26 protein-coding genes, 5 pseudogenes and 1 riboswitch are annotated in these 18605 nt (G+C 71.2%); of the genes and pseudogenes, 17 read left to right on the forward strand and 14 right to left on the reverse strand.

Features of this window, described 5'->3' with window-relative positions; all coding sequences use genetic code 11:
* Positions 1–212: 212 nt before the first annotated feature.
* Positions 213–1421, reverse strand: coding sequence for a serine hydrolase domain-containing protein (locus O0235_RS06230; RefSeq protein WP_270057677.1), 1209 nt, complete (start codon positions 1419–1421; stop codon positions 213–215).
* Positions 1422–1427: 6 nt separating this feature from the next.
* Entirely contained in the window at positions 1428–1637 is a 210-nt protein-coding gene (locus tag O0235_RS06235) for a hypothetical protein (protein WP_270057678.1), read from the reverse strand.
* A gap of 73 nt (positions 1638–1710) precedes the next feature.
* Between O0235_RS06235 and O0235_RS06240 the strand changes: the two are divergent.
* The 6 genes and pseudogenes from O0235_RS06240 to O0235_RS06255 all read left to right on the forward strand — a co-directional run.
* Positions 1711–3182, forward strand: a pseudogene (locus O0235_RS06240) (amidophosphoribosyltransferase); the annotation flags it as partial.
* Between the two features lie 230 nt (positions 3183–3412).
* Positions 3413–3613, forward strand: a complete 201-nt coding sequence (locus O0235_RS15710) for a hypothetical protein (RefSeq protein WP_373324461.1) — start codon at positions 3413–3415, stop codon at positions 3611–3613.
* Between the two features lie 49 nt (positions 3614–3662).
* The gene (locus O0235_RS15715; RefSeq protein ID WP_373324381.1) at positions 3663–4334 is read left to right on the forward strand and encodes a hypothetical protein; all 672 of its coding nucleotides are present in this window, start codon (positions 3663–3665) and stop codon (positions 4332–4334) included.
* A complete protein-coding gene (locus O0235_RS15720; protein WP_373324382.1) occupies positions 4301–4774 on the forward strand; it encodes a hypothetical protein in 474 nt (157 codons plus the stop codon). The genes O0235_RS15715 and O0235_RS15720 overlap by 34 nt, the downstream gene beginning before the upstream one ends.
* Before the next feature lie 115 nt (positions 4775–4889).
* A complete protein-coding gene (locus O0235_RS06250) occupies positions 4890–5081 on the forward strand; it encodes a hypothetical protein (RefSeq protein ID WP_270057680.1) in 192 nt (63 codons plus the stop codon).
* 78 nt (positions 5082–5159) lie between these two features.
* Positions 5160–5519 (forward strand): type III PLP-dependent enzyme domain-containing protein, encoded by a 360-nt coding sequence (locus O0235_RS06255; protein ID WP_270058042.1) that lies wholly within the window; start codon positions 5160–5162, stop codon positions 5517–5519.
* Between the two features lie 157 nt (positions 5520–5676).
* On the opposite strand, the pseudogene O0235_RS15045 reads toward O0235_RS06255, so the two are convergent.
* A pseudogene (locus O0235_RS15045) lies at positions 5677–6108 on the reverse strand (response regulator transcription factor); the annotation flags it as partial.
* Here O0235_RS15045 and O0235_RS06265 point away from each other — a divergent pair.
* Positions 6060–6203 carry a hypothetical protein gene (locus O0235_RS06265; RefSeq protein WP_270058107.1) on the forward strand — a complete coding sequence of 48 codons (144 nt, stop codon included), beginning with the start codon at positions 6060–6062 and terminating at the stop codon, positions 6201–6203. The pseudogene O0235_RS15045 and the gene O0235_RS06265 overlap by 49 nt on opposite strands.
* A gap of 34 nt (positions 6204–6237) precedes the next feature.
* Here O0235_RS06265 and O0235_RS06270 read toward each other — a convergent pair whose 3' ends face one another.
* Both O0235_RS06270 and O0235_RS15725 read right to left on the reverse strand, forming a co-directional pair.
* Positions 6238–7227, reverse strand: coding sequence for an ATP-binding protein (locus tag O0235_RS06270; protein WP_270057681.1), 990 nt, complete (start codon positions 7225–7227; stop codon positions 6238–6240).
* Positions 7228–7539: 312 nt separating this feature from the next.
* Positions 7540–8067 (reverse strand): annotated as a pseudogene (locus O0235_RS15725) (PAS domain-containing protein); the annotation flags it as partial.
* Between the two features lie 180 nt (positions 8068–8247).
* Between O0235_RS15725 and O0235_RS06280 the strand changes: the two are divergent.
* The 6 genes and pseudogenes from O0235_RS06280 (at position 8248) to O0235_RS06300 (ending at position 10814) form a co-directional block, all read left to right on the forward strand.
* Positions 8248–9048 carry a nucleotide-binding protein gene (locus O0235_RS06280; protein WP_270057683.1) on the forward strand — a complete coding sequence of 267 codons (801 nt, stop codon included), beginning with the start codon at positions 8248–8250 and terminating at the stop codon, positions 9046–9048.
* The gene (locus O0235_RS06285) at positions 9020–9304 is read left to right on the forward strand and encodes a hypothetical protein (protein WP_270057684.1); all 285 of its coding nucleotides are present in this window, start codon (positions 9020–9022) and stop codon (positions 9302–9304) included. Before O0235_RS06280 ends, O0235_RS06285 begins: the two co-directional genes overlap by 29 nt.
* Positions 9305–9799: 495 nt before the next feature.
* Positions 9800–10204 carry a hypothetical protein gene (locus O0235_RS06290; RefSeq protein ID WP_270057685.1) on the forward strand — a complete coding sequence of 135 codons (405 nt, stop codon included), beginning with the start codon at positions 9800–9802 and terminating at the stop codon, positions 10202–10204.
* 92 nt (positions 10205–10296) lie between these two features.
* Positions 10297–10464: a hypothetical protein gene (locus tag O0235_RS06295; protein ID WP_270057686.1), complete on the forward strand. Its 168-nt coding sequence runs from the start codon at positions 10297–10299 to the stop codon at positions 10462–10464.
* A 19-nt stretch (positions 10465–10483) separates the two neighbouring features.
* Positions 10484–10657: pseudogene (locus tag O0235_RS15730) on the forward strand (HAMP domain-containing protein); the annotation flags it as partial.
* Positions 10658–10670: 13 nt separating this feature from the next.
* Positions 10671–10814, forward strand: a complete 144-nt coding sequence (locus O0235_RS06300; protein WP_270057687.1) for a hypothetical protein — start codon at positions 10671–10673, stop codon at positions 10812–10814.
* 65 nt (positions 10815–10879) lie between these two features.
* Here O0235_RS06300 and O0235_RS06305 read toward each other — a convergent pair whose 3' ends face one another.
* Positions 10880–11104 (reverse strand): hypothetical protein, encoded by a 225-nt coding sequence (locus O0235_RS06305; protein WP_270057688.1) that lies wholly within the window; start codon positions 11102–11104, stop codon positions 10880–10882.
* A 43-nt stretch (positions 11105–11147) separates the two neighbouring features.
* Here O0235_RS06305 and O0235_RS16195 point away from each other — a divergent pair.
* Together O0235_RS16195 and O0235_RS06310 are read left to right on the forward strand one after the other, a co-directional pair.
* Positions 11148–11284: pseudogene (locus tag O0235_RS16195) on the forward strand (methyl-accepting chemotaxis protein); the annotation flags it as partial.
* Between the two features lie 36 nt (positions 11285–11320).
* Positions 11321–11755, forward strand: coding sequence for a hypothetical protein (locus O0235_RS06310; RefSeq protein ID WP_270057689.1), 435 nt, complete (start codon positions 11321–11323; stop codon positions 11753–11755).
* Between the two features lie 777 nt (positions 11756–12532).
* Here the strand turns inward: O0235_RS06310 and O0235_RS06315 are convergent.
* The 4 genes from O0235_RS06315 to rbp form a co-directional block, all read right to left on the reverse strand.
* Positions 12533–12736, reverse strand: coding sequence for a hypothetical protein (locus O0235_RS06315; protein ID WP_270057690.1), 204 nt, complete (start codon positions 12734–12736; stop codon positions 12533–12535).
* A gap of 93 nt (positions 12737–12829) precedes the next feature.
* A complete protein-coding gene (locus O0235_RS06320) occupies positions 12830–13249 on the reverse strand; it encodes a spore germination protein GerW family protein (protein ID WP_270057691.1) in 420 nt (139 codons plus the stop codon).
* Positions 13250–13331: 82 nt separating this feature from the next.
* Complete coding sequence (infA, locus tag O0235_RS06325; protein WP_270057692.1) at positions 13332–13550, reverse strand: translation initiation factor IF-1; 219 nt, start codon at positions 13548–13550, stop codon at positions 13332–13334.
* Between the two features lie 131 nt (positions 13551–13681).
* Positions 13682–14032, reverse strand: coding sequence for an RNA-binding regulator (rbp, locus tag O0235_RS06330; RefSeq protein ID WP_270057693.1), 351 nt, complete (start codon positions 14030–14032; stop codon positions 13682–13684).
* A gap of 257 nt (positions 14033–14289) precedes the next feature.
* Here rbp and O0235_RS06335 point away from each other — a divergent pair, with 257 nt between their 5' ends.
* Both O0235_RS06335 and O0235_RS15735 read left to right on the forward strand, forming a co-directional pair.
* Positions 14290–14505, forward strand: coding sequence for a type II toxin-antitoxin system HicB family antitoxin (locus tag O0235_RS06335; protein ID WP_270057694.1), 216 nt, complete (start codon positions 14290–14292; stop codon positions 14503–14505).
* Positions 14502–14687: a type II toxin-antitoxin system HicA family toxin gene (locus O0235_RS15735; protein ID WP_373324384.1), complete on the forward strand. Its 186-nt coding sequence runs from the start codon at positions 14502–14504 to the stop codon at positions 14685–14687. The genes O0235_RS06335 and O0235_RS15735 overlap by 4 nt, the downstream gene beginning before the upstream one ends.
* Positions 14688–15321: 634 nt before the next feature.
* Here O0235_RS15735 and panC read toward each other — a convergent pair.
* From panC to O0235_RS06355, 4 genes are all read right to left on the reverse strand, one after another.
* Positions 15322–16131 (reverse strand): pantoate--beta-alanine ligase, encoded by an 810-nt coding sequence (gene panC / locus O0235_RS06340; RefSeq protein WP_373324427.1) that lies wholly within the window; start codon positions 16129–16131, stop codon positions 15322–15324.
* A gap of 98 nt (positions 16132–16229) precedes the next feature.
* A complete protein-coding gene (gene panB / locus O0235_RS06345; RefSeq protein ID WP_270057696.1) occupies positions 16230–17072 on the reverse strand; it encodes a 3-methyl-2-oxobutanoate hydroxymethyltransferase in 843 nt (280 codons plus the stop codon).
* 37 nt (positions 17073–17109) lie between these two features.
* Entirely contained in the window at positions 17110–17517 is a 408-nt protein-coding gene (gene panD / locus O0235_RS06350) for an aspartate 1-decarboxylase (protein ID WP_297677448.1), read from the reverse strand.
* 296 nt (positions 17518–17813) lie between these two features.
* Positions 17814–18305 (reverse strand): hypothetical protein, encoded by a 492-nt coding sequence (locus tag O0235_RS06355; RefSeq protein ID WP_270057698.1) that lies wholly within the window; start codon positions 18303–18305, stop codon positions 17814–17816.
* A gap of 94 nt (positions 18306–18399) precedes the next feature.
* Positions 18400–18537, reverse strand: a riboswitch (cyclic di-AMP (ydaO/yuaA leader).
* Between the last annotated feature and the right edge of the window lie 68 nt (positions 18538–18605).

Genomic DNA, 18605 nt, shown 5'->3' on the forward strand with positions numbered 1-18605 from the left:
CGCTTCCCTGACTCCATGCCGAGGTACCGCCTTCAGCATCGTATCTCTCCTCCAAGAGCGATGCCGGGAGCGTAGTTCGTGCCGCGTGGGTTGTCAATGTCATGTTAACCATCTATTGACCTTGGGGGAGGGAGGAGGGAGCGCCGCCCATCCCCGGCCCCACCCCGAGGGAGGAGGGAGGAGGTTGAAGGGCCGGGGCAGGCCCCCGGGGCTCAGTCGATGGCGGAGTAGATGAGGTTCTTGAGCTGGCCGCGGAAGTTGAAGGTGCCTGACGGCATGAGCTGGGTCATGAAGATGCAGACGAGGTCTTCGCGGGGGTCGACCCAGAAGATGGTGGAGGCGGCGCCGCCCCAGTAGTAGTCGCCCTCGCCGAGGGTGCCGGCGCGGGCGGCATCGAGGGTGACGGCGAAGCCGAGGCCGAACCCGACGCCTTCGTTTGCGGTTTCCGAGAAGGCGCCGATGGCGAGGCTGGTGAGGTCCTGGCCGCCGGGCAGGTGGTTGCGGGTCATCAGTTCGAGCGTGCGGCTGCTGATGATGCGGGCGCCATCGAGTTCGCCCCCGCGACGGAGCATTTCGCAGAAGCGCCAGTAGTCGTGGGTGGTGCCGACCAGCCCGCCCCCGCCCGAGAGGAACGACGGCTCGCGGAGGTAGCTGCTGGTCTCGGGGTCGTCGTTGAGCCTGAGCGTCTTATCGGGCTGGCGCTGGTAGTTGGCGGCGAACCGCTCCTGCTTTTCGGGCGGGACGAAGAAGGCGGTGTCGGTCATGCCGAGCGGCTCGAAGATGCGCTCGCGGAAGTATGCATCGAGCCGCTGGCCGGAGATCCGTTCGACGAGGGCGCCGCAGACGTCGGTCGCGAAGGAGTACATCCACCGTTCGCCGGGTTCGTAGCGGAGTGGCGCGCGGCCGAGCTTTTCGACGAAGGTATCGAGGGTTTCGCCGGGTCCGCGCTGGATGCCGAGGCGGCGGTAGGCCTTATCGACGGGGTGGTTGGTTGCGCCGTAGGTGAGGCCGGCGGTGTGGCTGAGGACGTGCTTGAAGGTGACCGGCCGGGCGGGCTCCTTCGTTTCCATCTCGTCGCCATCGCCGGAGACCCAGGTGCGGAGGCGCTCCCAGCCGGGCAGGTAGCGCGCGACCGGGTCGTTGAGCATGAAGCGCGCTTCTTCGAACTGCTGCATGAGGGCGATGGAGGTGATGGGCTTCGTCATCGAATAGATGCGGAAGATGGTGTCGTCGCGCATGGGGCGGTTCCGCTCGCGGTCCATGAGGCCGAAGGTGCGGAAGTAGGCAGGGATGCCGCGGCGGGCGACGAGGACCTGGCAGCCGGCGATTTTGCCGGGCTCGATGTAGTTCCGTTCGATGTGGGCGGTGATGCGGTCGAGGCGGGCGGCATCGAAGCCGGCGCTGCGGGGGGAAGTCTCCACGTGTGTTCAAACTCCGGTGTTGGACGTAGGGGGAATGATACGGGAAGCGGGAGGCGGGAAGCGGGAGGCGGGAGAAGGGAACCGGGAGGCGGGAGGCGGGAGGCGGGAGGCGGGAGTCGGGAGAAGGGAGGAGGGAGCAGGGAGGGAGAACAACCTCCAACCTCCAACCTCCAACCTCCAACCTCCAACCTCCAACCTCCAACCTCCAACCTCCAACCTCCACCTCAGCGCCGGAGCGGAAGGGCCGATATACTGGGGGTAGCCGTCACCGCAAGGAGGCCGGAGGGGATTGCTCCCGGAAAGCGATAATCCGCGCGAGGCCTGCGGCGTCTTCGGGGTGTACAGCCCCGGCGATGACGTTGCAAGGCTGACGTTCTATGGGCTGTACGCCCTCCAGCACCGGGGCCAGGAAAGCGCCGGCATCGCCGCCAGCAACGGGGAGGACTTCAGCCTCCGCACCGGGATGGGGCTCGTCGCGCAGGTCTTCGATGAAGAAGACCTCGCCTACCTGAAAGGCCACATCGCCATCGGCCACACCCGCTACAGCACGGCCGGCGGTTCGCTCGCCTGCAACGCCCAGCCGATCGTCGTCCACGACCGCGAGACGGGCGAGCCGATTGCGCTGGGCCACAACGGCAACCTGACGAACGTCGACATCCTGCGCGAAGACCTCGAGGCGCAGGGCATCCGGTTCGAATCGACCGCCGACTCGGAGGTCATCGCCCACCTGTTCACGATTGCGCCCGGCCGGACGATGGAGGAGCGGTTCCACTACGTGATGCGGCGGCTCGAGGGCGCCTACAGCGTGGTGATGATGACGAAGGACCGGCTGTTCGCGATGCGCGACCCGATGGGTGTGCGGCCGCTCTGCCTCGGTCGGCTCGACGGCGGATGGGTGGTCGCCTCCGAATCGTGCGCGCTGGAGCACCTCGGCGTGCCGATGGAGCGGGAGATCCAGCCGGGCGAAGTGGTCGTCATCGACGCCAACGGACCGGTGAGCTTCTTCCGGCGGCGCCCGCGCGGAAGCGGGCGCTGTGCACGTTCGAATACACCTACTTCGCGCGGCCGGCGGCGCCCGCGCGGAAGCGGGCGCTGTGCACGTTCGAATACACCTACTTCGCGACGGCCGGACAGCCGCATCCGGCGGCCAGCTCGTCTACCCCGCGCGGGAGGAGATGGGCGACGACGCTGGCCCGGGAGCACCCGGTGGAAGCGGACATCGTCATCGGGGTGCCGGATTCGTGCGACGCCGGCGGCGATCGGCTATGCGCGCGCCTCGGGCATCCCGTATCCGCGAGGCGGACTCGTGAAGAACCGGTACGTGGGGCGGACGTTCATCCAGCCTGACCAGCGCATCCGGGAAGCGGGCGTGAGCCTGAAGTTCAACGCACTCAGCGATGTGCTCGCCGGCAAGCGGGTCGTGCTCGTCGACGGAACAGCATCGTGCGCGGGACGACGACGCCGCGGGTCATCCAGCTGCTGCGGCGGGCGGGCGCGAAGGAAGTGCACATGCGGATCACGGCGACGCCGCCGATCGTGTCGATTCCCTGCTTCCTCGGGGTGGATATGGCGACGAAGGCGGAGCTGATCGCGGCGAACCATTCGATCGGGCAGGAGATTCGCCAGCACATCGGCGCCGATTCGCTCGGCTTCCTGAGCCTCGAGGGCCTGAACCGGGCGACGGGGCAGGACCCGAACGACCTCTGCAACGCGTGCTTCACGGGCGTCTACCCGCTGAACGTGCAGATGCAGATGGAGAAGCTCGAAGCGGAGCGCGGGCGGGAGCGCGGCGCTGGCCGCAGCCGAGAGCCTGCACCGGGCCGGCCGGCCGTAGCACTCCGCTTCGCGGGTAGCAGGGCGCGCGCCGCTTCGCGTAAGGTGGAGCGGATGGGAGTGCTCGGCGACATCCGGGAGGATATCCGCGCGGCTGATGGAGCGCGACCCGGCGGCGCGCTCGGCGATCGAGGTCGCCCTCTTCTATCCCGGCTTCCATGCGCGGCTGGCGCACCGGCTGGCGCATCGCGCTCCACCGGCGGGGCGTTCCGCTCCTGCCGCGGGGCATCATGCACGCGGCGCGGTTCTTCACCGGCATCGAGATCCACCCGGGCGCGAAAATCGGCCGCCGGTTCTTCATCGACCACGGGATGGGCGTGACGTCATCGGCGAGACGGCGGAGATCGGCGACGACGTGACGCTCTACCAGGGAGTGACGCTGGCGCGGGACGAGCACGCGCCGCGGAGATGAAGCGCCACCCGACGCTGCGCGACCGGGTGACGGTCGGCGCAGGCGCCAAGGTCATCGGCGCCGTGGAGATCGGCGAGAACGTGCGCATCGGCGCGGGGAGCGTGGTGGTGACGAACGTGCCGCCGAACGCGACAGTCGTCGGGGTGCCGGGCCACATCGTGGCGTTCCACGACGATTCGAACGGGGCGATTCAGCGGCTGCCGGACCCGGAATGGGAGCGGCTGAACGACCTCGACCGGCGGATGGACGAGCTGCGGCGGCAGATTGCGCACCTCGAGGAGCACCTGGCGCGGCTGCACGAGCAGCATCATGACGGCCAGCCGGCGCCCGGCCCGGCGGGGGAGCGGTCGAGGTGGGCTGACGGAGGAGCGGGCGCGGAAGCTGGAGGCGCCTGCCGGCGGCGGATGCCGGTGAGCGGCCGGGGCTTGCTGACGGTGGAGCCGCACGCCATCCGGAAGCGGCTGGAGCGGCTCGCCAAGCGGCAAACGCCACGCCCGCCCGGGCCGCAAAGGGCCGAAACGCGCCCGAGCGGGCCCGCTGCTAGGATGGCGGGCATGGACCTCTCGCAGTACCCCCTCGAAGCGCTCGCCGACCGGGTCGGCACTCCCTTCTACTTCTATGACGCGACGCGATCATGGACCGGAAGTTCGCCGAACTGGCCGCGCTGACGGCCGGGCCGGGGCTCCAGATCTGCCGCTACGCCGTGAAGGCGAACCCCGCCCGCCCGGTGCTGGAGACGGCGCGGCGCCACGGCCTCTGGATCGACGCGGTCAGCGGCAACGAGGTGCTGCGGGCGAAGGCCGCCGGCTTTCCGATGGGCCACGAGCCCCCGGTGGTGATGTACACGGCGGACGTCTTCCGTGAGCAACGCCCTGCAGGTCGTGCTGGAGGAAGGCATCCTGCCGAACGTCGGCTCGCCGGGGATGATTCGCGAGCTGGCGTGAGGCAGGCTACCGGGGCCCGATCGCCATGCGCATCAATCCCGGGTTCGGGCACGGGCACGTGCAGGCGTGCGATACGGGCGGGCCCTCTTCGAAGCACGGCATCTGGTACGAAGACCACCTCGCGGCGAAGCGGCTGGCGGACGAGGCGGGCTTCCCGGTGGTGATCGCTCCATGCGCACGTGGGCACCGGCCCGCAGATTCGCGAGTTCGACGAGAACATGAAGAAGCTGATCGCGCTCTTCGCCCATCTGCTGCCGCACTACCCGGAGGCGCGAGGCGGTGAACCTCGGCGGCGGCATCCCCCACCCGTACCGGCCGGGCGCGCCGGCCTACCCGCTCGAGGAGTACGGCGCGATCCTCGCCGATGGGGTGCGGCAGCTGAGCGCGGCGCGCGGAGCGGCCGATCGGCATCGAAATCGAGCCGGGGCGCTACCCGGTGGCGGGGATGGCGCTGCTCGTCGCGCGGCGTGACGGACGTGAAGGCGACGCGCACGAACGAGAAGGGGCCGGGCCACCAGTTCATCATGTGCGACGCCGGGTTCCAACGACCTGGTGCGGCCGGCGATGTACGGCAGCTACCACCGGATTTCGATCGTCGGGCGGGGCGCCAACCGCCCGCCGGAGCCGTTCGTGGTCGCCGGGCCGCTGTGCGAGAGCGGCGACGTCTTCACGCGGGACGACCAGGAGCTGCTGCAGCCGCGGGACCTGCCGCGGCCGGAGCCGGGCGACCTCGTGGTGCTGCACGATGCCGGGGCGTACGGCGCGGCGATGTCCTCGAACTACGTGTCGCTCGGGCGGGTGCCGCAGGTGCTCTGGGAGGACGAGCCGGTGGCGCGGCTGCATCGCGCGGCGGGAAACGTTCGAGGACCTCGTGCGGCGGGAGTGCGACGAGCCGACGTGGCGCTGTAGCGGGGCGGGCTATTCGCCGCCGGATTTGCGGGCATCGGCGACGAGGCGGTAGCCGACGTTGACGGACCGTTTGCGATGAAGGCGTGGCCGCCGACTTCGATCTTGGCGCGGATGCGCCGGATGTGAACGTCGACGGTCGGCGCGCGCCGCCGAAGTAGTCGTAGCCCCAGACGCGGTTGAGGAGCTGCTCGCGGGTGAAGACGCGGCCGGCGTTCATGGCGAGGAAGCGGAGGAGTTCGTACTCCTTGAAGGTGAGGACGACGGGCTCGCCGTCGACGGTGACGCGGTAGTTGGTGAGGTCGATCTGGAGGGCGCCGCAGCGGATGGTGTTCTCGGCATCGACGCCGTGCTTCCGCCAGAGGGCGCGCTCGATGCGGCGGGCGAGCTCTTCCGGCGGCGCGGTGAGGAGGGCGAAATCGTCGACGGGGAGGTCGGCGCTGGCGATGCGGTCGAGCCCCTCGGGCGGGACGAGGGCGAAGAGGATGACGCCGTTTTCGCCGTAGCGGCGCTGGCGATGATCGGGAGAAGGCGGCGGGCGGGATGTCGCGGAAGTCGAGGACGGCGACGTCGATGCGGCTCTGGATTTCATCGGACGGCGAGCCGCTCGGGGGCGATGACGGGGGCGTTGAACCCGGCGCGCTCCAGCTCGGGCGCGAGGCGGGCGGCGTCCGGGTGGCGCGGTGACGAGGTAAACGGTGCGCATGCCGGTGCAGTCCCCTTACCCGGGCCAGTATACGCCCGGGCGGAGCGCCCCCGGCCGGGCGCTCGATGAATTCCGTGTGAAATCTGTCACGAACCGCCGGCGGCCGGCGAGGTAGAGGCGAAACGTTGCGCCAGCCCCGGGCGCCGATTCGACGACGACGCCGCCCCGGTGGCCGCGGGCGATGCCGGAGAGCAGTCGCGAGGCCGAGCCCGCGGCCGGTGACCTCGACCGCGTCGTGAAGAACGGCTCGAAGATGCGGTGCTGGAGGGCGGGGTCGATGCCTTCGCCGCGGTCGGTGACCTCGACGACGACGTAGTCGCCGGCGGGGAGGGGGCCGGGGTGAGTTCGTGGGCGAGCCCGCCGGCCGCGATCGTCTCGCGGCGCGTGCTGGACGGTGACCGGGACACCCGGCGGGAAGAGGCTTCGACGGCGTTGGCGATGAGCGCGGCGGCGGCGAGCCGGAGCTGGCCGGGGTCGCCGAGGACCGGCGGCGAAGCCGCGGGCGAGCTGCCGCTCGACCGGGTGCTCGCGGCTGGCGGCAGCGGCCGCCTCCGCGACGGCGGCGCTGACGTCGACCGGCTGGCGGACGAACTGGCCGCGGCCGGAGAAGGCGAGCATCTGGCGGGACGAGGTCGGCGAGGCGCCGGGCCGCGTCTTCGATCTCCTGCAGGATGTTGGGCGGGCCGGGCTCTCCGCCGGCAGGTCGAGGAGGGCGAGGGCAGCGTTCCCGAGGATGCCGACGAGCAGGTTGTTGAAGTCGTGCGCCACGCCGCCGGCGAGGATGGTGAGGGCCTCGAGCTTGTCGGCGCGGGCGCGGGCCTCGGCGGCGCGGACGCGCTCGGTGATGTCGATGACCACCGACATGAGGCCGACCTGCGCGCCGGAGGCATCGCGCAGGGGGACGTAGTGGGCTTCGTAGACGGTATCGCGCCTGAAGGTGCCGGTGGTGGTGAACGCCTCGCCGGCGAGGCCGCGGCGGACCTCGGCGATGGCGCTCGGGCGCATCGCGGTTGAATTCGAAGATGGACTGGCCGACGAGCTGACCCGGGGCGGAGGCCGTAGCGGCCGAGGGCGCCGCCTTCGAGGAGGGTGTAGCGGCCCTCCATGTCGACCGCCCAGATGACGATGGGCGCAGCGGCGGCTGCCCGGGAGAGCAGTTCGCGGGCCTCGGAGAGGGCGCGGCGCTCGGTGATGTCGCGGGCGACGTGGAACGTCCCGGTGATGACATCGCCGTCGCGGACGGTGCGGCCTTTCACTTCGAACGCAGCGGCGTTCGCCGCTCTTGAAGACGAATTCGACTTCGAGCACCGGGACGTGCTGGCCGGCCCAGATGCGGGCGAGCGCCTCGGCGACGCGGGGCCGGTGTTCGGGGACGACGAAGCTGGCCTGGCGGACGAGCCTGATGAGCTCGGCCGGGGTGTAGCCGGAGACCTCGTAGCCGAGGCGGTTCATCTCCGTGAAGCGGCCCTGCCGGTCGAGGCTGAACATGATGTCGTTCGCTTCTTCGACGAGGCTGCGGGCGGTAGCGGTCGGGTTCGCCGGCGGGTTCAGGGAGGAGGGCGAGGACGGCGGCGACGGCGGGGGAGCCTTCGACAGGGCTGCGGGTGAGGCGGAGGGCCGCCGGGAGCGCGGGCGGCGCCGGCTCGCAGACGAGGAACTCGCGACTCCCCGGCGAGGAGCGCGGCCCAGATGGCCCCGGCGGTGAGGCAGGGGAGCGCGCGGGTCGACGGCCTCCGCGGCGGGTTCGCCAGGCGACACCCCCGGGTCGAGCGCAGCCCAGGCGGCGCTGGCGGCCGCGAGCACGGCCGCCCGCATCGACCGCGATGATCGGCACCGGGAGCGCATCGAGCAGGAGGGGGAGGTCGCGCGGGGCGAGCGACGGGTGGAAGCGCACGGCGGGCGGGCCTTCCGGATTTTCGCAGATTCTTTACGAAATCCGCCGTCGTTGCAAGGCTGATATTTGGCAGCGCAATGTTACGGTCGTGTTTCGTGCCCGCAGCGGAGCGGCGTGCGAGGATGTCGAGCGTGACCGCGCTCCCGCGGGTGGTGCTGGCAGCGCCGGCCTCCGGCTCGGGCAAGACGACGGCCGCGCTGGCGCTGATCGCTGCGCTCCGGGCTGCGGGGGCGACCGTGCAGCCGTTCAAGACGGGCCCGGACTACATCGACCCTTCCCATCTTGGGGCCGCCGCCGGTATTGCCGCGGGAGCCGTACAACCTCGACACGTGGTTCCTGTCGCCGGCGCAGGTGGCGCGGGCTCGACGTTCGTCCACGCCATGGCCGGCGCCGATATTGCCGTGGTCGAAGGCGTGATGGGGATGTTCGACGGCCGGGCGGGGGCGGGCGCGCGCGGGCTCGACGGCTTCGACCTCGCGAGCGGCGCTGGCTGCGCCCGTCATCCTCGTCGTCGATGCGGGCGGGATGGCGGCGAGCATCGCTGCGGTCGCGCGCGGCTTCGCCGGATTCGACCCGCGAGTGACCGTCGCCGGCGTCATCGCGAACCGGGTCGGTTCGGAGCGGCACGCGGCGATCCTCCGGGAGGCGCTGGGGGAGGGGGGGCTGCCGCTGCTGGCGGCTGGCTGCCGCGTGACCCGGCCCTTGCGCTGCCCGAACGGCACCTCGGCCTCGTGCTGGCAGGGGAAGCGGGCCTGCCGCGGGACGCGCTGGAGGCGGCAGGCGCCCGGTTCGACCTCGCGGGCGATCACCGCGATCGCCCGGTCGGCGGGGCCGCTGCCGCCGGCCGACAGCGTCTTCCCTCCCGCGCGGCCGCCGCGCGCCCGGCTCGCGGATGGGCGGAGGATGCGGCCTTCCGATCTCACCTATCCTGAGACGCGGGAGCTGCTGCGGCGGCTCGGCGCCGAGATCGTGCCCTTCAGCCCGCTCGCCGATGCGCGGCTGCCGCGGGCTGATGCGCTCTACCTCGGCGGCGGCTACATGTACCTCCGGAGCTGCACGCCGAGGCGCTGGCGGCGAACCGGCCGATGCGGGAGGCGGTGCGGAGCTTCCCGGGGCCGATCGTGGCCGAGTGCGGCGGCTACATCGTACCTCGCCCGCGGCATCACCGCCCGCCGGGCAGCGGCATGAGATGGTCGGCCTCGTCCCGGGGGAGGCGGTGATGGCGGACCGAGGCCGGTCCTCGGCTACCGCGATGTGGTCGCCCTGCGCGACAGCCCGGCGGCGGCGGCAGGCTGGCGGCTGCGCGGCCACGAATTCCACTACGCGCGGATGGAGGCCGGCGGCGCGCCGGCCTGGCGGCAGGCCGAAGGCGGCGCAACGGAGCGGCTACACCGACGGCCGGGTGCTCGGCAGCTTCATCCATCTCTACCTGCTGGCGCACCCGCCGGCGGCGGAGCGCTTCATCGCCGCCGCCGAAGCGGCCCGCCGGCCGCCTGAGAAGCGGCGGCTCCCTAAAGGGGGGCGTGGAGGAGGGGGCCGGGAGTTCCCCGATTCGCGCGCGGCCGGGAGCGGCCGAGGATCGAACCTGCAGGGCAGCCGCGAACTCCTTCGCGGCTGCCTAAAGATTGCCACCGTGCAGGGGGTCGCTCGACTGTGAAGCTGTCTCTATCCGCAAAACTGTTCGTGGGGTTTGCGCTGGCCGTCGCGCCAGCCATCGCAATCGCGTTCGTCGGCTGGACGCGGCTGGACCAGGCGGCGAAGGACGACGAAGCCGGCCTCGCCGATGAGGGTTCGTGCAGGCGACGATGCACATCACCGAGGCCCGCTCGCGGCTTCGAAGTCGGCATCACCAAGGCGGGGCTGCTCACGTACACGACGGAGCCGGCGGCCTTCATGAAGCTTCGTGAGGAGATTTCGCAGAGCCTCGGCCACGGCGTCGCAGCAGTTCCGCGAGCTGGAAGAGCACATGAAGACGGCCGAGGGCAAGGCGAAGTACGACGACGGCGCGGACCGCCGTGGTCGCCTTCGAAGAGTTCGCGACGAAGTACGGCGAAGCGCTCGACAAGAAGGACACGGCCGCGCTGCTGAAGACTCGCCGAGCCAGTCGCCGACGGTGATCGGCAACATCGACGTCGAAGCTGGAAGAGCTGAACGCCTACGTCGGCGAGCGGGCGCAGGAAGTGGCGAAGGACGGTGAGGACTCGGCGAACCAGGCGAAGCTGTTCATGGCCATCCTCGGCGTCGTCTCGGCGGCGGTGGCCGGCGGCGTCGGCTTCTTCATCGCGCGGCGGGTGGTCTCCGGCGTCCGCGAAGACGACCGAAGCGGCGCACCGGATCGCCAAGGGTGAGACCGACGTGACGGTGGAGGTGCGCTCGAACGACGAAATCGGCGAGCTGGCGCAGGCGTTCGGCGAGATGACCGGCTACCTGAAGGAGATGGCCGCAGCAGCAGCCGCTGTGGCGAACGGCGACCTGACCTCGCAGGTGCGGCCGCGCAGCCAGGGCGACACGCTCGGGACGGCGCTCAACGGGATGGTGACGAACCTGCGCGAACATGATCGGCAACGTGCGCAAGGGCGCGGCGGCGATCACCGAGGCGGCGGAATCGCTCCGCGGCTCTTCGGACCAGATGGCGACGGCCACGGGCCAGATCGCGAACGCGATCGACGAGGTGACGCGGAGCCGGCGGTGGCGCTGAGCGGGCTTTCGCAGGAGAGCGCGCGCGAGGTGGAGCAGCTGGCGAGCGGCTCGCAGCAGCTGGCCTCAACGGCGGCAACGTCGGCTGACTCGGCGAAGCAGTCGCGCGTAGGTGGCGGCGGAGATCGGCGAGCGGATCCAGGCCGTGGCCGCGGCGTCGGAGGACGTGGCCCGCTCGGCGGAGGAATCGCGGCTGGCGGCCCAGCGCGGGCAGGAGGCCGTGGCGCAGGCCGTGGCCTCGATGGAATCGATCGCAGCGGCGGTGGAGCGCGCCTCGAAGACGGTCGACATGCTGGGCGAATACGGCCAGCAGATCGGCGATATCGTGAAGGCGATCGACGAGATCGCTGGCGCAGACGAACCTCCTCGCGCTGAACGCGGCGATCGAAGCGGCGCGGGCTGGCGAGCAGGGCACGCGGGGCTTCGCGGTCGTCGCCGAGAACGTGCGGTCGCTGGCGGAGGCGGTCGAGCGCCTCGACGAAGGAGATCGCGGACCTCATCGCGAAGGTGCAGCAGGGCACGCAGGAGGCCGTCGAAGCGATGGCGGCCGGCGTGCGCGACGTGGAGGCGGGCCGCGGCATCACGAGCGAAGCGGGCCGGGGCCTCGCTCGATTCGATCATCGCCTCGGTGCAGGAGTCGGCCGTGCGGATGGCGCAGATTGCGGCGGCGACGTGCAGGGGCTGGCCTCGGGCGCGGAGCGGATCGTGGCCTCGGCAGAGCAGATCGCGACGATGGCCGGCGAATCGGCCGAAGGGGCGACGTCGATGGCGGCGGCGACGAGCCGGGTGACGGCGACGCCGAATCATCCAGGTCTCGGCAACGAGCGAGGAGACGAGCGCGTCGGCGGAGGAGGTGTCGGCCTCGACGGAGGAGCTCTCGGCGCAGGCGCAGGAGCTGGCGGCGACGGCGAACCAGATGCGGGAGCCTGGCCGAGGCGCTGAACGCGGCGACGGCGCGGTTCCGGCTGGCGTAGCCGGGAGCCGGGAGCCGGGAGCCGGGAGCAAGATGCTCGTTCTGCGGCGGGGGTGCAAGGCTGCGCCCCCGCCGTTCGTTGCGGGCGGAAGGGTGGCACGGCTGGCGCCGCGCAGGATGGCTGGACGCCTTCGGCGTCGGCGCCGCCGGATGCCGCCGCACCGCGGCGGCGGAGGGGGAGGCGGGCCCGGGAGTTGGGAGGTCGGAGTTGGGAGGTGGGAGTTGGGAGGTGGGAGTGAGGCTAAGGGGCGTCCGGGCGCCGTCAACCTCCAACCTCCAACCTCCAACCTCCAACCTCCCAACTCCGTAGTCGCGGGGCTCCGTCCCCGCGGGGCGCCATGCGCCCAACGGATGCCCCGGGAACGGGGAACCGGGAAACGGGAAGCGGGGAGCGGAAACCGCGAGACGGGTGAATTCGAGCGGCCGGGCGGGCCTCGCCGGCCCTCAGCGGGCACGGAGGCCCGCGGCTACGGAGTTGGGAGGCGGGAGTTGGGAGTTGGGAGAGAGGCCGCGGCGCGTGCCGGGGCCGCCAACCTCCGACCTCCAACCTTCAACCTCCGTCGGTCGTCGCGGGGCTCCGTCCCCGCGGGGCGCCATGCGCCCAACGGATGTCGCGAGAATCGGGAACCGGGAGGCGGGAAGCGGGGAGTTCGGAATTGGAGTTGAGAGTTGGGAGTTTTGAGTTTGGAGAGAGGCCGCGGCGCGTGCCGGCGCCGTCAACCTCCAACCTTCAACCTTCAACCTCCCTACGGGGAGTAGAGGGCTACGAGGCGGCCGGGGAAGAGGGCGCGGGCGCGTTCGAGGGCTTCGGCCGGGCGGCTCGAGGCGTCGAGCCCGAGCGGGAACCAGTCTTCGAGCCCGGCGGGCGAGGTCCCGGGCTCGATGAGCCGGGCAGTCCATCCTTCGGGTGAGCAGCGAATGAGGACGCAGGTCGCAGTCGTGACAGCCATGCCCCCATGGTCGAACGGCGCCCGCGAACGGAAGACGATCGAGGGGTCCGGGTTTCGTGCCCGGTTGACCCAAAAACCCCGGCGGGATCCGCCTCAGCCGCGAAGGAGCTTCGCGAGGCCGCGGAAGGTGAGCCAGCCGGCGACGGCGCCGGCCAGGATGACGGGAACGAGGGAGGCCGGGTCTTTGATGCGGTGGAAGGTGGCCTGGCCGTCCTGGATTTCGATGTAGCCGACCGGGCTGGCCATCACGCCGCCGCCGGCGCCGGAGCCCTCGCCGATATCGCCGTCGTCGCCGTCGCCGTCGATGCCGCGGCCGGCGCCGCCGCCGAAGCCCCAGCGGACCTTCGCCACCGGCACGACAGTGACGCCGTCGCGGTCGACGGGGTCGCCGAAGACAGCGGCGGCGCTGGCGTGGAGCCCAATGCGGGCGGCGATGCGTTCGACGAAGGAGGCGGAGGCGCTGGACGCGGCCTCCTGGGCTTCGCGGAGGACGCGGGCGAGGTCATCAGTCATGGGAGGCACCTCCCGGGAGGGATGGGGGCCATGGTGCGCCCCGCCCGGGCGCATGGCAAGGCTGGAACCTGCGGCAGTTCGGCTATTTGAAGCGGTAGGTGATGCGGCCGCGGGTGAGGTCGTACGGGGAGAGTTCGACGAGGACGCGGTCGCCGGTGAGGATTTTGATGTAGTTCTTCCGGATTTTGCCGCTGATGTGGGCGAGGACGAGGTGGCCGTTGGCCAGCTCGACGCGGAAGGTGGCGTTGGGGAGGGGCTGGGTGACGACGCCTTCGACTTCGATGCCGTCGCTTTCTGCCATGGTCGCTCCTTTCGTAGCGGGTGAGGGGTCGGCGGAGAAAATGGGCCGCGGGCGGGGTGTGGAGCCCCCGCCCGCGGTGTGCCTGGTGCGAACCGTGCGCGCCGTTCCCGCGCGGCGCGGCCGGGGGCGGATTAGAAGCGGCGGTTGCCGGAGTAGCCGCCGCCGAAGCTGCCGCCGCGCCCGCCGCCGTAGCCGCCGCGGCTGCCGCCGCCGTAGCCGCCGCCCGAGCGGGGCCGGTCCTCGCGGGGGCGCGCTTCGTTGACGATGAGGGTGCGGCCGCGGAGCTGGCTGCCGTTGAGGGCGCTGATGGCGGCCTCGGCCTGGCCGCGGTCGTCCATTTCGACGAAGCCGAAGCCGCGGGAGCGGCCGGTCTCGCGGTCGGTGACGACCTGGGCGGAGCGGACTTCGCCGTGTGCGGCGAATGCCGCCTGGAGGTCGGCGTCGGTGGTTTCGTAGGAGAGGTTGCCGATGTAGAGCTTCATGTGATGCAGGTCCTTTCGCTGCTGGTGAGTCGATGCGGCAGGCCGGCTTCGGGCACGGACGACCACCTGCGACGACTCACGACAGACCAGCGGGAAACGGAACCTGCGAGAGAGAGCGAAAGCGAGCGTGCCTTGGGCTGGCTGGCCCGGGGTTCCCGGGTGCCACACGTCCACCGTACCACAGGCGGGGGAGGGTGGGAAGGGGGCGTGGCCAACCAACTCGGTGGGGGGTAGGATGCCGGTGAGGAGCGTCTGCCATGGCCACCTACACTGCGGTTTACGTCCGTGTACCCGAGGGCTACGTCGCCTTCGTCGAAGAGCTGCCCGGGGTGAACACCCAGGGAAAGACGCTCGACGAGGCACGCGAGAATCTCCGGGATGCGCTCGACCTCGTCATCGCAGCGAATCGCGAGCTCGTGGCACACGACCTCGCCGGCCGGGAAGTCGTCCGGGAGCAGCTGCGCGCCGGATGAACCGGCGCGACCTCGAACGGCACCTGGAAGCGCAGGGTTGCCACCTGCTCCGCGAGGGCAGACGCCACGCCGTATGGGTGAACCCGCGGACGCGGAGCATTTCGACCGTTCCACGGCATCGCGAGGTGAACGATTTCCTCGCGCGGAAGATCTGCCGCGACCTGGGCGTTGCGGAGCCCTGAGCCGGGAGGCGGGAGGCGGGAGTTGGGAGGCGGGGGATTCGAAACGCCGGGGCGGGCCTCCCGGCCCTCCGCGGGCACGGAGGCCCGCGGCTACGGTGTTGGGAGTTGGGAGACGGGAGCCGGGAGGGGTGTCGGCCTCAAACCTCCAACCTTCAACCTTCAACCTCCAACCTTCGCCGCGGGGCGCCATGCGCCCAACGGATGTCCCGGGAACCGGGAACCGGGAAGCGGGAAGCGGGAGACGGTGGATTCGAACGCCCGGGTGGGCCTCGCCGGCCCTCCGCGGGCACGGAGGCCCGCGGCTACGGAAGTAGGAGTTCGGAGTTGGGAGACGGGAGGGGTGTCGGCCTCCAACCTCCAACCTCCAACCTTCAACCTCCAACCGTAGTCGCGGGGCTCCGTCCCCGCGGGGCGCCATGCGCCCGACGGATGTCCCGGGAGGCGGGAGGCGGGAAGCGGGAGGCGGTGGATTCGAGACGCCGGGGTGGGCCTCCCGGCCCTCCGCGGGCACGGAGGCCCGCGGCTACGGCCTTGGGAGCCGGGAGGGGGCGTACGGCCGGGGTGCGGCCCGTCAGCGCCGGGGCGAGACGCCTCCTCCTCCCGGTTCCCTGTCCCCGGTTCCGGTTCCCCCGGCTCAGGCGAGTTCGAGGTTGTCGAGGAGGCGCGTGCTGCCGAAGCGCACGACGAGGGAGAGGAGCGCCGGGCGCTCGACGCGGCCTTCGAGTTCCTCCAGCGTTTCGTCGTCGGCGAGGGAGACGTATTCGAGGGCGGCGAGCGGCTCGGCGGCGATGACGCCGCGGACGATGCGGCGGAGCGTCTCGGCGTCGCGTTCGCCGGCGGCCCACGCAGCGGCGGCGGCATCGAGGGAGCGCTTGACCACGGGAGCGGCGCCGCGCTGCTCCGGCGAGAGGTAGACGTTCCGGGAGCTCATGGCGAGGCCGTCGGGCTCGCGGACGATCTCGCAGGGGACGACCTCCACGGGCAGGTCGAGGTCGCGCACCATGCGGCGGATGACGCGGAGCTGCTGGGCGTCTTTGCGGCCGAAGTAGGCGCGGGTGGGGCTGACGGCGTTGAAGAGCTTGAGGACGACGGTGGCGACGCCGCGGAAGTGGCCGGGGCGGGCGGCGCCCTCGAGCCGCTGCGTCAGGTGTTCGACGGTGACGTAGGTCTGGTAGCCGGGCGGGTACATCTCGGCGGCGGAGGGGAGGTAGACGGCATCGACGCCGGCCTCGCGGAGGAGGGCGAGGTCGCGGACTTCGTCGCGGGGGTAGCGTTCGAAATCCTCGCCGGGGCCGAACTGCGCCGGGTTGACGAAGATGGAGACGACGGTGAGGGGGTTTTCGGCGCGGGAGCGGCGGACGAGGGCGAGGTGGCCATCGTGGAGGTACCCCATGGTCGGCACGAAGCCGAGCTCGCCGGGGTGGTCGCGCCGCCAGCGCTGCATGGCGGCGGGGCTGGTGAGGATGACGGGCCCGCCGGGGCGCGGGGGCGCGCCGGCGAGGGAGAAATCGGCGTCGCTGGCGGGCGGCATAGGCGGGCGGGTCAGCCGGCCTGGGCGAGCTCGGCGAGGGTGGCGTCGTCCATCTCGAAGCTGTGCTCGGCGGTGGGGAACTGGCCGCCTTCGACTTCGCCGATGTAGGCGCGGACGGCCTCGCGGATGGCTTCGCCGAGGACGGCGTACCGCTTCGCGTGCCTGAGCGGCCGGCGGTCGTCGTAGATGCCGAGCATGTCGTGGAGGACCTGCACCTGGCCGTCGCAGTGGGGCCCGGCGCCGATGCCGATGGTGGGGATGCTGATGCGCTCAGTGACCATGCGGGCGAGGGGCGCGGGGATGGTTTCGAGGACGACGGCGAAGGCGCCGGCTTCTTCGAGGGCGCGGGCATCGGCGATGAGCTTCGCGGCGGCGGCCGGCGTCTTCCCCTGGACTTTGTGGCCGCCGAACTGGTTGACCGACTGGGGGGTGAGGCCGAGGTGGCCCATGACGGGGATGCCGGCTTCGACCATGCGGCGGACGAGCGGGGCGAGCTGGCTGCCGCCTTCGAGCTTGACGGCGGTGGCGCCGCCTTCTTTGAGGAGACGGCCGGCGTTCCGCATCGCCTCGTTCGGGTCGGCCTGGTAGCTCATGAAGGGCATATCGGCGACGACGATGGCTTTTTCGGTGGCGCGGACGACGGCGCGGGTGTGGTAGACGATGTCGTCCATGGTGACGGGGATGGTGGAGTCGTAGCCGAGGACGACGGAGCCGAGGGAGTCGCCGACGAGGATGATGGGGATGCCGGCCTGCTCGACGAGGCGGGCGGTGGGGTAGTCGTAGGCGGTGATCATGGCGAACCGCCGCCCCTGCGCTTTCCATTCTTTGAGTTTGTGGATCGAGAGCCGTCCCATGGCCCGGTGCCCCTCCTTCGCGCGGTGCGCGCGGGAATCAGCCGGCGGCGCTGCCGGCGAGTTCGCGCGGGTTGTGGCTGTAGCCGTCGCCCGCTTCGACGCTGGTGATGCGGTTGTGGGCATCGACGAAGACGCGGCGGGGCGCGATGGCCTGCGCCTCGGCGTCGGTGAGGTGCTGGTAGGCGATGATGATGACGATATCGCCGCGGTGGACGAGGTGGGCGGCGGCGCCGTTGACGCAGATTTCGCCGGAGCCGCGTTCGCCGCGGATGGCGTAGGTTTCGAGACGGGCGCCGTTGGTGACATCGACGACGTGGACCTGTTCGTAGGGGAGGATGTTGGCGGCCTCCATGAGGTCCGGGTCGATGGTGATGGAGCCCTCGTAATCGAGGTTGGCGCCTGTGACGGTGGCGCGGTGGATTTTGCCGCTCATCATCACGCGCATGGTGCTGTCCCCTCCGGCGTGCCGCCGGCCGTTCAGCAAACGTCCCCGCTTCGGTGCGTGCGAGGCGGGGACGTCACGGGGCTTGGCTGGGGGCGCACGGGGCGCTGGTTCCGGCTCAACTTCCCGGTCCGTACCGGCCACGCGGGTCCAGGCGGACGCTCGTTGAACGTGCAGGCGGTTCGTGTAGCAGGCTCGGCGTCCTTCCGGGGATCGCCGGCGGCATGATCGTTTCGATACGGCGAAGCGTTGTCAAGGGGCGAACCGCAGGATTTGGCGGTCCGCCCCGCGGGGGCGCGTCAGCCGGCCTCGCCGAGGTCGCGGTGGGTGGTTTCGAAGACGATCTGGGTGAGCCGGTTGTGGTGGCGGGCGAGGGCCATCTCGAGGAGGATGGCCTGCTCGCTAAGTTCGATCATCTTCCAGATGTCGATATCGCCGGGGGCGCTGGCCTCGGCCACGAGGTCGTCGATTTTGCGGGAGAAGGCCTCGTGCTCTTCGCGCTGCTGATCAACGCGGGGCATGAGCCGGGGCTCGAGCGTCTCGGCGAGGTTGAGGGGCGAATCGGGGAGCTCGGCGCTCCAGATGTGGTGGCGGATGGCGGCGCGGGCCTCGGTGACGGCCTGGCGGAAGGCGCTCTGCCAGGCCTGCGGCTGATTGGCGTGGAAGGGGAGCCGGGCGGCGTGGCGGAGCAGGTCGCGGGCCTCGGCGAGCGGGTCGCGGATGGTGAAGACGGAGCCATCCGCCTGGAGCGGAGCGAACGTGCCGGAATACGACGTGGGTGCTGAAGTCATGGCAAAACCTCCTGGCGATGCCGTCGTGGGGCCGCGCCGCCGCCTCCGGGGAGGAGGGCCGGCGGGCCTGTTCGGATTCCGGGGAGGGCCGGGGCGGTGCCCTCCGAACGCCTGCGGGGTTAGCTGACGGGTTCGGCGTCGGAAGTCGCCTATGCGCCTGCTCGCGCAATACACCCCAGGGAGTGGGTCCCCCGCCCCCGCCGGCTGCGGCGGGGTTCGGCATCAGTCACCGTAGCACGAGCGGGGCGCGGTGTGTGCTACGAACTGCCCGTTTCGGCGTTGCAATCGCATAACAAACGG

The organism is Tepidiforma flava (assembly GCF_027594505.1).
Classification (GTDB): Bacteria; Chloroflexota; Dehalococcoidia; order Tepidiformales; family Tepidiformaceae; genus Tepidiforma; species Tepidiforma flava.